Origin of the sequence: Aphanizomenon flos-aquae FACHB-1287 (genome assembly GCF_014698755.1) — a bacterium.
Taxonomy (GTDB): domain Bacteria; phylum Cyanobacteriota; class Cyanobacteriia; order Cyanobacteriales; family Nostocaceae; genus Dolichospermum; species Dolichospermum flosaquae.
On record NZ_JACJTO010000066.1, the window covers coordinates 1 to 13,232 of the forward strand.

11 protein-coding genes and 4 pseudogenes are annotated in these 13,232 nt (G+C 35.7%); 6 read left to right on the top strand and 9 right to left on the bottom strand.

Features of this window, described 5'->3' with window-relative positions; translation table 11 throughout:
* The first annotated feature begins 189 nt into the window (after positions 1-189).
* Positions 190-1,071 (top strand): ACP S-malonyltransferase, encoded by an 882-nt coding sequence (gene fabD, locus H6G44_RS19255; protein WP_190388182.1) that lies wholly within the window; start codon positions 190-192, stop codon positions 1,069-1,071.
* A gap of 181 nt (positions 1,072-1,252) precedes the next feature.
* Here fabD and H6G44_RS19260 read toward each other — a convergent pair whose 3' ends face one another.
* The 4 genes and pseudogenes from H6G44_RS19260 to H6G44_RS19275 form a co-directional block, all read right to left on the bottom strand.
* Positions 1,253-2,554 carry a YcjF family protein gene (locus tag H6G44_RS19260; protein ID WP_190388181.1) on the bottom strand — a complete coding sequence of 434 codons (1,302 nt, stop codon included), beginning with the start codon at positions 2,552-2,554 and terminating at the stop codon, positions 1,253-1,255.
* Positions 2,555-2,680: 126 nt separating this feature from the next.
* Positions 2,681-2,929, bottom strand: a pseudogene (locus H6G44_RS19265) (IS4 family transposase); the annotation flags it as partial.
* Between the two features lie 123 nt (positions 2,930-3,052).
* Positions 3,053-3,319 carry an acyl carrier protein gene (acpP, locus tag H6G44_RS19270; protein ID WP_190388184.1) on the bottom strand — a complete coding sequence of 89 codons (267 nt, stop codon included), beginning with the start codon at positions 3,317-3,319 and terminating at the stop codon, positions 3,053-3,055.
* 39 nt (positions 3,320-3,358) lie between these two features.
* A pseudogene (locus H6G44_RS19275) lies at positions 3,359-4,615 on the bottom strand (hypothetical protein); the annotation flags it as partial.
* Between the two features lie 150 nt (positions 4,616-4,765).
* On the opposite strand from H6G44_RS19275, the gene H6G44_RS19280 reads away from it, so the two are divergent.
* The 4 genes and pseudogenes from H6G44_RS19280 to H6G44_RS19295 all read left to right on the top strand — a co-directional run bounded on the left by H6G44_RS19280 (position 4,766) and on the right by H6G44_RS19295 (position 8,805).
* Entirely contained in the window at positions 4,766-7,333 is a 2,568-nt protein-coding gene (locus H6G44_RS19280; protein ID WP_190388180.1) for a dynamin family protein, read from the top strand.
* A gap of 34 nt (positions 7,334-7,367) precedes the next feature.
* On the top strand, positions 7,368-8,336 hold the full coding sequence (locus tag H6G44_RS19285; protein ID WP_190388179.1) for a lipase family protein: 969 nt from the start codon (positions 7,368-7,370) through the stop codon (positions 8,334-8,336).
* A 167-nt stretch (positions 8,337-8,503) separates the two neighbouring features.
* Positions 8,504-8,593, top strand: a pseudogene (locus H6G44_RS20680) (type II toxin-antitoxin system HicA family toxin); the annotation flags it as partial.
* Positions 8,593-8,805 carry a type II toxin-antitoxin system HicB family antitoxin gene (locus H6G44_RS19295; protein WP_190388178.1) on the top strand — a complete coding sequence of 71 codons (213 nt, stop codon included), beginning with the start codon at positions 8,593-8,595 and terminating at the stop codon, positions 8,803-8,805. The pseudogene H6G44_RS20680 and the gene H6G44_RS19295, both read left to right, overlap by 1 nt.
* 45 nt (positions 8,806-8,850) lie before the next feature.
* On the opposite strand, the gene H6G44_RS19300 is transcribed toward H6G44_RS19295, so the two are convergent.
* A complete protein-coding gene (locus H6G44_RS19300) occupies positions 8,851-9,030 on the bottom strand; it encodes an element excision factor XisH family protein (protein ID WP_190388183.1) in 180 nt (59 codons plus the stop codon).
* A 74-nt stretch (positions 9,031-9,104) separates the two neighbouring features.
* Here H6G44_RS19300 and H6G44_RS19305 point away from each other — a divergent pair, with 74 nt between their 5' ends.
* Positions 9,105-9,806 carry an SWIM zinc finger family protein gene (locus tag H6G44_RS19305; protein ID WP_390802948.1) on the top strand — a complete coding sequence of 234 codons (702 nt, stop codon included), beginning with the start codon at positions 9,105-9,107 and terminating at the stop codon, positions 9,804-9,806.
* Here the strand turns inward: H6G44_RS19305 and H6G44_RS19310 are convergent.
* From H6G44_RS19310 to H6G44_RS19325, 4 genes and pseudogenes are all read right to left on the bottom strand, one after another.
* Positions 9,766-10,392 (bottom strand): Uma2 family endonuclease, encoded by a 627-nt coding sequence (locus tag H6G44_RS19310; RefSeq protein ID WP_190388177.1) that lies wholly within the window; start codon positions 10,390-10,392, stop codon positions 9,766-9,768. The two genes, H6G44_RS19305 and H6G44_RS19310, sit on opposite strands and share 41 nt — an antisense overlap.
* A 180-nt stretch (positions 10,393-10,572) precedes the next feature.
* Positions 10,573-11,520: a hypothetical protein gene (locus H6G44_RS19315; RefSeq protein WP_242031807.1), complete on the bottom strand. Its 948-nt coding sequence runs from the start codon at positions 11,518-11,520 to the stop codon at positions 10,573-10,575.
* 187 nt (positions 11,521-11,707) lie between these two features.
* A complete protein-coding gene (psbC, locus tag H6G44_RS19320) occupies positions 11,708-13,090 on the bottom strand; it encodes a photosystem II reaction center protein CP43 (protein ID WP_190595388.1) in 1,383 nt (460 codons plus the stop codon).
* A pseudogene (locus H6G44_RS19325) lies at positions 13,074-13,232 on the bottom strand (photosystem II D2 protein (photosystem q(a) protein)); the annotation flags it as partial. The gene psbC and the pseudogene H6G44_RS19325, both read right to left, overlap by 17 nt.

The following is a 13,232-nucleotide window of genomic DNA, read 5'->3' on the forward strand; positions in this document are numbered from 1 at the left end:
GGTTAATGCTATTACTGATGAAAATGCTCTCAATTGGTTTAATCATTGTGGATTGTTTTTTGACCCTATTTAGATAGCTATTCTTGTACTGGACTTGATATCAAACTGCTGTAATACTAATAATCAATAACAACTGACAATTGACAACAAACAACTGACAACGAACAACGAACAACGAACAACTGACAAATGACTAAAACTGCATGGGTGTTTCCCGGACAAGGCTCTCAAGTGCTGGGAATGGGAATAGACTTATTAAATCTACCATCTGCCAAAGAAAAATTTATTCAAGCTGAGGCAATTTTGGGCTGGTCTGTGATAGATATCTGTCAAAGTGATATTGACACCTTATCACGGACACTTTATACTCAGCCTAGCCTGTATGTAATTGAAAGTATAATTGCTGATATATTGCAGGAAAAAGGACAGCAACCAGACCTAGTTACAGGTCACAGTTTAGGCGAATACATAGCCCTTTATGTCGCAGGTGTTTTTGAATGGTCTGCTGGATTACACTTAGTAAAACGACGGGCGGAACTAATGGATAATGCTGCTGGCGGAATGATGGCCGCACTAATGAACTTTAACAGAGAAGAGTTAGAAAAAGTTATTAATGAAACACCTAATGTAGTTTTAGCAAATGATAACAGTCCTGCCCAAGTTGTAATTTCTGGAACTCCAGAGGCTGTAAAGGCTGTCATGTCTCAAGTCAAAGCCAAACGGGCTATCCCCTTAAAGGTTTCGGGAGCATTTCATTCACATTTAATGAAAGCGGCCGCAACCGAATTTCAAGAAGTTCTAGACTCAGTTGTTTTTCAGTCAGCAAAAGTCCCAGTTTTATCTAATATAGATCCAATTCCAGAGACAGATGCAGAAACTTTAAAACAGCGTCTTTCGCAACAAATGACAGGTCCTGTACGCTGGCGAGAAATTTGTTTGCAATTAGCGGAAAATAGCATTGAGAAAGTTGTGGAAATTGGACCTGGTAATGTTTTAACTGGTTTAATTAAACGTACTGCAGCTGATTTGATTTTGGAAAATATTCGTAATGCTGAGGAATTACCAAATTAGGATTTACAGCGTTTTCCACGCAGATGAGGTACAAAATTGAATCATAAAACTCTTATGGTGCGGGCATCTTGCCCGCTAGATATGTACATCGGCAAGTGCTGTATTACTTGATGATAACCAGAAATAAGTTTTAATTAATATTTTTTTATCTCATGCAGAGGCGTGGTGGCGTGGAGAGAAATCAGGGTTTAGTCTCAATAGGTGAAAATTTTTCAGTTGTTGAACTTTTAATTTCCTTAAACCGTTCTTTTGCCTCTGCAAAAGCCTTTTGCATGACTGTTTGAATTTTTTGAGGGTCAGGTTTTTTTCCACCCATTAAATCACCGAAATAAACGCAAGCGGCTTCACCTAATGCCCATGTATAAGCCCCTGCCCATGATACTGCAATAACGCTACCAAAACCGGGAATAAATTTAATTAATTCTCGTGCTACAGCTTGGGCGAAAAAACCACCTGCAATGGTACTAATAATACCTCCTGCTTGAGATGGTGTTATCGTCTGTCCATATAATTTACCTAATAATCCTACCATTGATACCTGCAAAGCTGTTAAAACAGGCATAGTGGCAAAAGGTAAGGGAACTACGGACAGGGTAGCAGCCATAATGGAAAATGGTAAAATGTAACGTCTACCAGCGTCTCGAAAAATATTCCCTAATTTTTCTCCAGCCTGTTGGTCTAATAATTGATAAATTGTTTTTGATTCTGCTTCTGGGAGAAGTTCAGCTAAGTTATCTCGCAGTGCTTCTAAACCATAAAATACTGGATTATAACTGTCTTCTTCTAAAGTAAAATCAATCAAAACCACGCTATTATATAAACCTGTAAAATTTTCTTTTATGGCTATAAATGCCCGATTTAATTCTGTAAAATCTGGGGGATAATTAGGATGATTAGTAATTTCTGGCGAGTAAATTTCATGTAAGCAAGTTACTACCAATAAACAGGGAATATTTGGATATTGCTGACGTAATTTTTGGGCAATTTGTCGCAGGGTATCAGTTGCAAAATCATTAATTTTGACGGTGATAATCAGAACTCTAGCTTTATTTGTTTCCCGTTGTAAATCACCTATTAATTCTTGAATAATCGCTTCAGTATTGTGATTGATATCTCCTAAACCTACTGTATCTGTAAAAATTAGCAGTGATAAATCATTGTCAGGATATGCGTAACGTTCGGTGTGTTGGGTATGGGGACGAAAACCCTGGCCGATAATTTCCGCAGACACCCCGGTTAAACCTCTGACAATAGAACTTTTACCCGCTTGAGGTTTTCCTATTAGTAAGGCTTCTGTTGTTGGTAATTCAGCGCGAATAGTTTCGAGAATTTCCGCAACTTGAGTATCACTTACACTAAACCATTGTGCGACAGTTTTTGTTATTTGGTCTATGGGTAAAAGTTGGGTTAATTTACTTGTAGTTTGACTAAAAACCCCTGTCACCTTTATTTTCCAGGAATTATCATTACCTTTTTTATTCATAAACTGCACTCCCTAAAATTGAATAGAGAATATTTTTTGCACTTATATATATAATACCAGAAATGTTGAATGTCGTTACAAAACTTTACATATTTAAGTATAGTAGTATTATCAAGGGTAAAAATGTCAATATTTCATAATATCTTCCATCCAATGAACATAACTGATTTGTTGACACATACAAGCTTGAAAATAGCGGAATTTATCTAACATCTTTTCACCCCATTCTTTCGGAATAGATACAAGTTGTAAAATCAGATAAGCGATGAGACTAGCATAAATTTGAATAGCAATACCATTAACATTTTTAGTGATTAATCTATCCAGTTTTAGGTGCATCTTTAAAAATTTCCATAACAGTTGAACTGCCCATTTGATCTAGATAATGTGGAAGATTTGCGAAATTGGTTAGAGAATTGTTGATATATGAATTTTCCATAACAAAACAATATCCGCGACTTCTCAAAGAAGTCGGGGATATGAAACTCAGAAAAATCATTAAGAAGTAGCTTTTGCAATGATATAATCTAGAGCCTGTTTAACTATAGTAATCCTTTCCGCAGCTTGATCAGGTATTTCAATATCAAACTCTTCTTCTATAGCCATCACTAATTCAACAGCATCAAGAGAATCAGCGCCTAAATCTTCAACAAAGTTTGTATTTAAGTCAATTTTGTTTTCATCAACATTTAATTGCTCGCAAATAATTCTTTTTAACTTTCTAAATACTTTTTCATTGATATTACTATTATTAGCTATAATCATTGGTTGAGACACTGAATCTTCAACGCTTGATTGTTCTTCTAGTTCTTCCTGTGATTCATCTCTAATATTAAAATAGTGAAAAAGATTAGCAACAGTTAAATCTGATGCTTGTTCTAAATTAGATGTGACTAATGTTCTATATCCAGAATTTGCGGCTTGTTGACTCACATAAATTTCATATTCCCGGCGTAATTCTGGCGCGAACATAAATAATAATTGATCACGTAAGGAATAAAAATGAGATTTTTCGGCTATATTTTCATAGCTGATTTGTTCTGGTGGTATTTCTGAATTAGTTATGGTTTGGGTAATTTCTGAATTATTAAAATCTGCACTATTTAAAAGTTTTACTTCTGCTGGAGGTAGAGATTTTACCCAATCTACATGATTTTGCCATGATTCGATGATTACTAAATCATGATGATGAATGCGGGTAAGTTCAGGAAAGAGAAAATCAAGTTCGTCGTGGGATTTACATTGATTAATTACAGTATAGGCATCTTCACATATTTTATTTTGAAGTTGGTGCAAGCGATCGCTCACTGCGGAAACTTCATTTTGCACCTGATAAGTTGTAATAATTGCCTGTTCAATAGCCCAAGAACATTCTAACCGGCGTAGTTGTCCAGGCGCACAGGTTTCTGCTAATAAATGGGGATTAGTATAATCTGCTAAAGCCTCAAATAACATACCTCTAGCAGCGTCAATTTCTGCATTTCTGCGGCTAATATCTTGTAATTGCATGGCAGAACGTAAACGGTTTATAGCTTGCACTAATAAACCATAGGCTCTAATTAAAACGGTGCGATGTTGTTCAAATTTAATATCTTGGGCTACCTGTTCAATTAACTGTCTAATTTCTGCTCCTTGGTCTTTTAAGGCTTGTTTCAAATCAATAAAGCCATTTTTGACCTCTAACCGCATTTGCTCAACTTCTTTTCTCAATTTCAGGGTTTGGTGTAAGTTCACTGCTGTTAATGCTACACCTGCAACAGTTCCTACACCGATGAGGGCGGTTGTTGCTTGTAATATTCCTAAGCTGTTTTGTATGCTTTGTAAGTTACCCATGACGGCTGTAAAATTTTGCTGATTTTGATACATCTGCAAGCCAGTCATGAGAAAATTAGGAGCGGATACAAGTGGTGATAATGGATTGACAACACCAATAGCATGAGACACAAATTGACCTGTAACAGCATCTCTAGCAATGCTTAGGGGTACACCATTACTAAAGACGGGGATATATTTACCAGCTTCAATACCAGCTTGAATCAGAGATGGAAATTGATACATCATATCTTTGTAGAGCTTATTGAATCAATATGTACTTTTATAGCTTAACTGATAAATTTCAATACTAAGAACCGTGATTGTGCGGTAAATGTGTTAATTTTGATTAAATTAGGGAATAATATTTTTTAAACACTCTATCCACTGGTGATTTTTATGAATACTTCACGAGTTACTTCTGAGACTGTTGATTTATTATCACGCATCACAGGACAAAAATTGAGTCAACGGGATATCACACCACAGGTATTATTTTTAGCTAGTTTAGTAACAGTGCTAATGGGAGTAATATTTGTAGATGGGACAGTAGAAGAACAAGAAAAACAACGCTTACTAAAAATTTTGTATCGTTTTAGCTTACCAGAAAGTGATGTGCGAAGATTGACACATTTAATGATTAAAGGAGTGAAAGAACATCAAACTTATAAAAAAATTCAATATTTGTTAAAGTTAACATCTCCACTTTCTGAATCAGAAAAAATATTATTAATTGGTTTTGGTTATGAAATATCAATTGCAGATGGTGAAATTGATGTGCGGGAAAAGCAATATTTAGAAATAGTTGCTAAAAATTTAGGTGTTAAATCAGAATATTTAGAAGTTTTTGAGATTGCATTTACTCATCAAGAAAATTTTGATACAAATGCTTTAAATGAAGTACATTTTTTACTAGATCCTTCTCGGTTTCAAGAACTTGATATAGTGTTTGTAAAAGCAGCAAGTGATATGTTAGCAATTTTACCTGCTAAACCAGAAATTAAAACTACTCAAAAGCATACAACCGTATCTTATGATGAGTTGAAAAAGTTCCAAGTCTATCGTCAGGAATTAGATAATTATTGTAACTTAGTCTCCCAAATAATTCACGAATGTAAAGATCATAGTTTCTTACCTTCTACTTTGATAGATGATATTACAGAAGTATTTAATAAAATTAAAAATCAGCGATTTAGGTTAGCTGTTATTGGTGAATTTAGTCAAGGTAAATCAACGTTATTAAATGCTTTGTTAGGCGAAGAAATTCAGCCTGTGAGAGCAGTTCCTTGTAGTGGTGCAGTGACAGTTCTCAAATATGGAACTCAAAAACGGGTAATTTGTCACTATAAAGATGGAAGAGTGGAGGAAATTGCTTTTGACCAGTATAAAGCAAAAGCAAGTATTTCTAAAGAATCCGCAGTAGATCACCGTAGTGATGAACTAGCACAATCTGAAATTGAAGAAATTATTTTTGAACATCCTGAATTAACTTTATGTAAAAGTGGTGTAGAAATAATTGATTCCCCCGGATTAAATGAACATCCTCAAAGAACAGCAATTACTCACAAAATACTCACAAATACAGATGCAGCTATTTTCTTAACCAATGCTACCCGTCTACTTCCTGAAAAAGAAAAAGAATTACTGCGTGATGTAAGATATAAGCTTAATAATAGTTCTGATAAAGAACCTGCTGAGAATCTTTTTGTATTAGTAAACTTTATGGATAACCTTGATAATGAGGAAGATGTTCAAGATGTAAAACAAAGACTTGAAAATTTTGTTAAAAAAGAAAATTTAATAGTTTTAAAAGAGATAAATCGAGTACATTACATTTCAGCTAAAGCAGCATTAAAATCAATTCAGAACGGAAATAATGATGAATATTTACAATCATTTAAATGTTTTACTTTGTCTCTTGAGAAATTTCTAACTTTTGAAAGTGGAAAAGTAAAAATTCACCAATCTGTTGAACAAATAAATAGAGTAATTAACAAATCCTTAAATAGTCTATCTCAATCCGAACAAACTTTAGAAGGTAAAATTCAAATTTCCGAAGCGCAAAAACTAGAAATATTAGAAAAAATAGGTGAAGCAAGTGGGAGAGATGTCAGAATCCGTGTATTAGTGTCTGGCGTAATAGATGAAGTGTATGAACTAGCTAGTAATTCTTGGGATGAATGGCGTGCAGAATTAGGTGATAGAATGGTAGAAAAAAGTGCATATTGGGTTTCTGAACATAACCCAGCTTTTAGCCAAGATAAGCTTATTAGAGATTACAGCAATCAATTTATTACAGACTTATCAGAAGAAATAGATGAATGGGGTACTAAAATACTAAGAGATATTATTATCAAAGATGGTATAGAATATTTAGATTCTAATATCGCTTATGAATTAGACGCGATTCAAGCTGATTTTCAAAGGTTAGACCAACAAATTCAAACCAACTTTAGCCAGCAAATGAAGTTATCTATTAGAGGTATCAGTGATAATTTTATGGATATAGGTGGCATTGGTGGAGGAGTTGGAGTCGGTGGTGCGTTAGCGGCTGTTGCATTTATAGCAGGTTTTGGATTTATTACTGTAATTTTAGCTGCTGTTGCTGCTGCAATTGCTAGTTCCTTTGGTTTAGGATTACTAGATATTGATGGATTAAAAGATAAAATAAAAGTAAAAGTATTTGAATTAGGGTTTCAAAAGTTTGAAGATTCTGTGGATAAAGTTTCAGAGAAACTCGACGAGATTATTAATACAGTTTTTGTTAGCAGAATTGAAGGTTCTAGTCGAGTAATTGCAGAAGCAATTTCATTGTATGAAAACTTGCTAGAACAACAAGAAAAAGCTCACCAAGAAAACCTAGAACAACGGGAAATTGAAAAAGCATTTATTAACCAAAAACGTCAAGAACTTGAACAAGTGCAGAAAGAATTACAAACTATAATCAATAAATCTACAACCCTGTAATTACAAAATCAAACCCACCCAAAAATTAACCAATATGAAAACATCAACCGACAGACAACGCGCCCTAGAAATGGCTTGTATTTCTCAACTCGCTTACGTCGCCTATAAACAAGGAAATGATATAGTTAGCAATATCCTGAAAACAGGTTATCCATCATTTTTACAACCATATCAAACCATAGAATTTATCTCAGCACCACGCCCTTTAAGTGATACCGATGAATTAGTTTGTTGTGGTTTACTACTATCCACAGAAAATGATATTGTCATTGCTATTAGAGGTACAGAAAGATTAGATGATTACTTCTTTAACTTACTTGCATTCCCCAATTCAGAAGCAATTCACTCCGGTTTTAATCTTTATGTTAAAAGTTTTTGGCAACAATTACAAGACTTTATCCAAAGAGAAGAAAACGCCAACAAAAATATTTTCGTAACTGGACATAGTTTAGGCGGCGCTGCGGCTACATTAATTACTAAACGAATTAGTGAAAGCGAATTAAAACCAATTGCACCTTATACATTAGAAACCTATACATTTGGCGCACCACCAGTTAGTACAATCGAATTAATTCTGGATACTCCCATCTATAGATTTAGAAATATGGGTGATTTCATTCCTGATTTACCGAAAATTATCGCGGTTTTATTAAATAAAATTCCAGGAATAAAACAAGTAATTATCAATTGGAAACCAGAATTATTAAAAACACTGGCTGATTATTCTCATCTGGGTAATGAATATTGTCTTAATAAAAAATATGAACTCATTGAACAAACCGAAACTAACTTACCTAATCTTAAATTGATATTGCAAATTTCCAGTTTATTAGCTTCACAATTAAAATCACCATCTCAAGCAGATGTTAATAAATTTCGCTTGTTAATAAATACTTTAATTAAAACATCATTAGAGGAACATCGCGCCATTAAATATGTAGAAAGAATTAGTCTTGGGAAACTTCCACCTTATATTTCAAATTTGGATGATGATGAGGAGTAAAATAGAAATTATAAAAGATGAGAAAATCTATAACATAAATTTCATCTATACAGATAGATGTTAATATGAAAGTAAGAGTAGTGATTCAGCGACTATGAGCTGATAGTTGGTATTTAGCAAGAACTAGAGGAAGTCACCGACAGTTTAAACATCCTGATAAACTTGGTACTGTTACAGTTTCCGGTAAACCTAATATTGACGTACCAATTGGTACAATAAAAAGTATATGGAAACAAGCGCAATTGGAGGAAGAATAATGCGTTATACAGTAGTAATTGAAAAAGGAAATACTAGCTATGGTGCTTATGTTCCCGATTTACCCGGTTGTATAGCTGTGGCTGAAACATTAACAGAAGTTCAACAAATGATTGTTGAAGCAATAGAATTTCATATAGAAGGTTTAATAGAATCAGGTTTACCAATTCCTCAACCTACAAGTATCGCTCAAGAAGTTGAAGTTTTAATTTAAGTAGTAAATGCTGATATCAATTGGTAATTTCCTCAAAATTATTTATTATCCCACCGCAAAACCTGTAAATTGCCGTTTATAAGGAGCATGAACTCCTAAAACAATGTCTTCTTTAGGGACACTAAAAGATTTCACTTCTACAGCTATTTGTTGACCTTGTTTTTGCGCTGCTAATAGTCTTTCTGCTCCTAAATCTACAAAAAATTCAATATCATCAACTTTAATATTAGGAGTAAAATGAAAATGTACCTGAAAATAGAAATAATCAAATTACTAACACCACAAAAAGATCAAAGATTATGAGTAACGAAACCTTACAAGGAAGTCGGGAATGGTGGTCACAAAGATGGTTAGATTTACTGGATTCTTACCGATTTAAAAAACGCTTAGAACGGGCAAGAAATTATTCTCGACAAGGAAATGTTCTCAGTATTAAATTTAAAGCTGCGAAGGTCTTAGCGAGGGTGCAGGGTAGTGAAGCAGAACCTTATAAGGTTTCTTTATCTCTTGATGCTTTTAGTGATGAAGAGTGGGGTTATGTGGTGGAAACAATGTCCCAAAAAGCGATTTTTGCAGCTAAATTATTAGCAGGAGAAATGCCACAAAATATTGAAGAAGTTTTTATCAGTAACGGTTTATCATTATTTCCCTTTACTCTGACTGACATTCACAGTAAATGTTCTTGTCCTGATCAAGTTGTTCCTTGTAAACATATCGGCGCTGTATATTATCAATTAGGCGATCGCTTTAGTGAAGATCCTTTTGTATTATTTCAATTACGTGGACGCACCAAAGAGCAAATTATCAGCGATTTACGTCAATTACGCAGCAGTAAAAATGTAGAAACAATTCAAGAAACATCAGAAATTACAGATGAAATATTTAAAAGCTGTTTACCAAGATGTAAGTCAAAAGGCATTTTTAGCAGCGATGAATGTGGGACAATAATTTTTTATTCTTTCACTTTTTACTCCTTACCCATTCCCTCACTGCTTTTCTAATTGCCCGTCTACCATTTACCCGATTTTGATCAATCAATTTTGGTAAATCTCGAATTTCTAACCTAGGAAATACTAAACTTTTCTCAGATTCCAAATATTCCCCATCTTGCAAAAGATAAATTGTCAATTCAACAGCATCATAACACCAAATCTCAGGAACTCCCAAACGAGCATAAATAGGAAACCGATTTAAAGACTTATTAGTAATATCAATTTCTAAAGCTAAATCAGGAGGTGGATCTTTTTGTAAATCTAAATCTAACCTACCTCTAACTAATGGTTCATTTTGAAAATAAAAACAATTATCTGCCTCTATTCCTGCCATTTTCCGTTCTCGCTTCCAGGTTGTTGAACCTAAACTTTCATAGTCTAAATCCAACTCTTCAGCAATATCTTTAACTGTATCACTAATTACTTCTTTATATTGTTCATGTTCTGGTAAAGGTGTCATAATTTCTAAATTTCCATCATCATAAGCCACTCTAGCAGCACGATTTTCTCCCAAATCTTGCAACAGATTTTCAAACTGTTGCCAACTGATGTTATAAAGCATAACTCTATCAGCGCGATGTTTAGTAATAATCATTTGGATATCTCAGCATAAAATACAAGTTAATTTAATTATAGCAAATGAAAATTCGGATTTTTTTAGGGTGCATCAAATCTGATAAGTCTGTAATAGTAAACAGATTTTAAACAACTGACACACCCTAAATCTTTATCTAAAATTGATAAGAAACACCAAGAGAAAAAACAGGATAAATGTTCAACCAATTAAGGTCATCCTGCACTTTTTTCCTTTCTGCTTCAATGTTATTATTAATTTCCTGTTGTAAAGCGGGTGTTGCACCTGTACCAAAAATCCAGGTGTTATTTCTACTTTTGGAGATCCGGCAAACATTACACCCAAATTTGTGGAAAATCCCCAACGTTTACCAGGTTTCACAGCATTACCCCAACCAATACCAATATACGGTGCGACACTATTACCGAAAGAAACTTTGGTTTTCACTGATGTAAGCACAGTTGTGGAGTTATAGTCTGTACCATTGATATTAATTGTTACACCATTCTTGGGTTTCCCAGTTCCTTCTATATTATTGTCCTGAAATACCAAGCCTCCAGTCAAACGGAAACCGCCATTTTTCCAAGGATGGTAGTCAGCGAGGGTGGATATATTCAACAGGTTGAGATCGGCTTTATAATCAACATCAGACAAGTTAATATCTCTACTTATACCTAAGCCATTAACCCCAACTTTAGCATTAATATGAGGTGTAATAGATTTGGTGACTGTTGCACCCACACCTAATGTACTAATTTCCGGTGTAATTGCCCAACCGCGAGTTTTTGCAGAAGTTTCGCTCTTTTCCTCCGTAGGTTTAGGTTTAACTTCCTCTGGATTTGTTACTGGTGTGGTGACAGGTTGATTAGTACAGCGGGAATTTAAAGGATAATTTTTACAAAATACATCTAAATCCAGTGGTCTTCTGGCCAGTAAATCACCAGCACTGTAAGTGAAAGTTCCTGGTTGAGGAGGAGTCTCAGTTTTTTCAGGAGTAATTGATGTGGCAATAACCTCATTTGTGACTGCTGGCTGGGTGACTGATTCTGCAACAACTTCTTTAGCAACGACCATCTGATTGATTGATGTTCCCATTACTAAACCAACCGCGACTGTCAATACAGACGTACCGAATTTGAAACCGTTCATTATCTGATGTTTAGTAAAATTTATTTGTTACGTTATATATTATATCAAAAAAATACCAAAAAAATATCAAAAAAATACAAAAAAAATATCAAAAAAATATCAAAAAAATATCAAAAAAGCTCTTGCTGTGACACAAGAGCTATAAAAAGTATGATATTGTCAGTGATGAAATAGAGATGAAAACAACCTAGTCGAGGTCATTCATAAACATCACTGGTTCTGTTTCCCGGTTAATACCCTTCTCAAAACCACCAGCCGCAGCACGGGCGCGGCCTGCGTGCCACAAGTGACCAATTAAGAAGAAGAATCCTAAAACGAAGTGTGAAGTCGCCAACCAAGCGCGAGGAGACACATAGTTAAAGGAGTTAATTTCCGTAGCTACACCACCTACAGAGTTCAAAGAACCCAGAGGTGCGTGAGTCATGTATTCAGCAGCCCGACGAGCCTGCCAAGGCTGAATATCATTCTTGATTTTTTCCAAGTCAAGACCGTTAGGTCCACGGAGAGGCTCTAACCAAGAACCACGGAAATCCCAGAAGCGCATGGTTTCACCACCAAAGATGATTTCACCAGTAGGAGAGCGCATCAAGTATTTACCTAGACCAGTTGGACCTTGTGCAGAACCGACGTTAGCACCCAGGCGTTGGTCACGAATCAAGAAGGTTAAAGCTTGTGCTTGAGAAGCTTCAGGACCGGTAGGACCATAAAATTCACTGGGGTAAACGGTGTTGTTAAACCACACCATAACACAAGCGATGAACCCCATTAAGGAGAGCGCACCCAAGCTATAGGATAGATAAGCTTCACCAGACCAAATGGAGGCACGACGTGACCAAGCAAAAGGCTTGGTGAAGATGTGCCAAATACCACCGGCAATGCAAGTTAAACCAATCCAAATGTGACCACCGATAACATCTTCCATGTTATCAACGCTGATAATCCAGCCTTCACCACCGAAGGGAGCTTTAATTAGATAACCGAAGATCACAGCAGGGTTAAGGGTGGGATTAGTAATCACACGCACATCACCACCACCTGGAGCCCATGTATCATAAACTCCACCGAAGAACATAGCCTTCAGCACCAACAACAACGCACCACATCCGAGAATAATCAGGTGGAAGCCGATGATATTGGTCATCTTGTTCTTATCTTTCCAGTCATAACCAAAGAAAGCAGAATACTCTTCTAAGGTTTCAGGACCACGAACGGCATGATAAATACCGCCAAAGCCTAGAACTGCTGAGGAAATGAGGTGAAGTACACCAACAACAAAGTAGGGGAATGTATCAAAAACTTCACCACCTGGACCAACGCCCCAACCCAGGGTGGCGAGGTGAGGGAGAAGAATCAAGCCTTGTTCATACATAGGCTTTTCTGGGACGAAGTGAGACACTTCAAACAAAGTCATTGCTCCAGCCCAGAAGACGATTAAACCAGCATGGGCAACGTGAGCGCCAAGTAGTTTACCAGACAAATTGATTAAACGGGCGTTGCCAGACCACCAAGCGAAGCCGCTTGATTCTTGGTCGCGTCCACCACTAATAACTCTATTAGAGAGCGTTACCACGTGGAAGTACCTCCTCTGGGAATACGAACTGTTCGTGGGGTTGATCTTGAGGAGCCATCCAAGCGCGGATACCCTCGTTCAGTAAAATGTTTTTGGTATAGAAAGTTTCAAACTCTGGATCTTCTGCTGCCCGTAATTCTTG

Bases quoted from the DNA above. Each gene is read 5' to 3' on its own strand.
- fabD (WP_190388182.1), top strand. From the start codon at position 190: ATGACTAAAACTGCATGGGTGTTTCCCGGACAAGGCTCTCAAGTGCTG.
- H6G44_RS19260 (WP_190388181.1), bottom strand. From the start codon at position 2,554: ATGAATAAAAAAGGTAATGATAATTCCTGGAAAATAAAGGTGACAGGG.
- acpP (WP_190388184.1), bottom strand. From the start codon at position 3,319: ATGATTATAGCTAATAATAGTAATATCAATGAAAAAGTATTTAGAAAG.
- H6G44_RS19280 (WP_190388180.1), top strand. From the start codon at position 4,766: ATGAATACTTCACGAGTTACTTCTGAGACTGTTGATTTATTATCACGC.
- H6G44_RS19285 (WP_190388179.1), top strand. From the start codon at position 7,368: ATGAAAACATCAACCGACAGACAACGCGCCCTAGAAATGGCTTGTATT.
- H6G44_RS19295 (WP_190388178.1), top strand. From the start codon at position 8,593: ATGCGTTATACAGTAGTAATTGAAAAAGGAAATACTAGCTATGGTGCT.
- H6G44_RS19305 (WP_390802948.1), top strand. From the start codon at position 9,105: ATGAGTAACGAAACCTTACAAGGAAGTCGGGAATGGTGGTCACAAAGA.
- H6G44_RS19310 (WP_190388177.1), bottom strand. From the start codon at position 10,392: ATGATTATTACTAAACATCGCGCTGATAGAGTTATGCTTTATAACATC.
- H6G44_RS19315 (WP_242031807.1), bottom strand. From the start codon at position 11,520: ATGAACGGTTTCAAATTCGGTACGTCTGTATTGACAGTCGCGGTTGGT.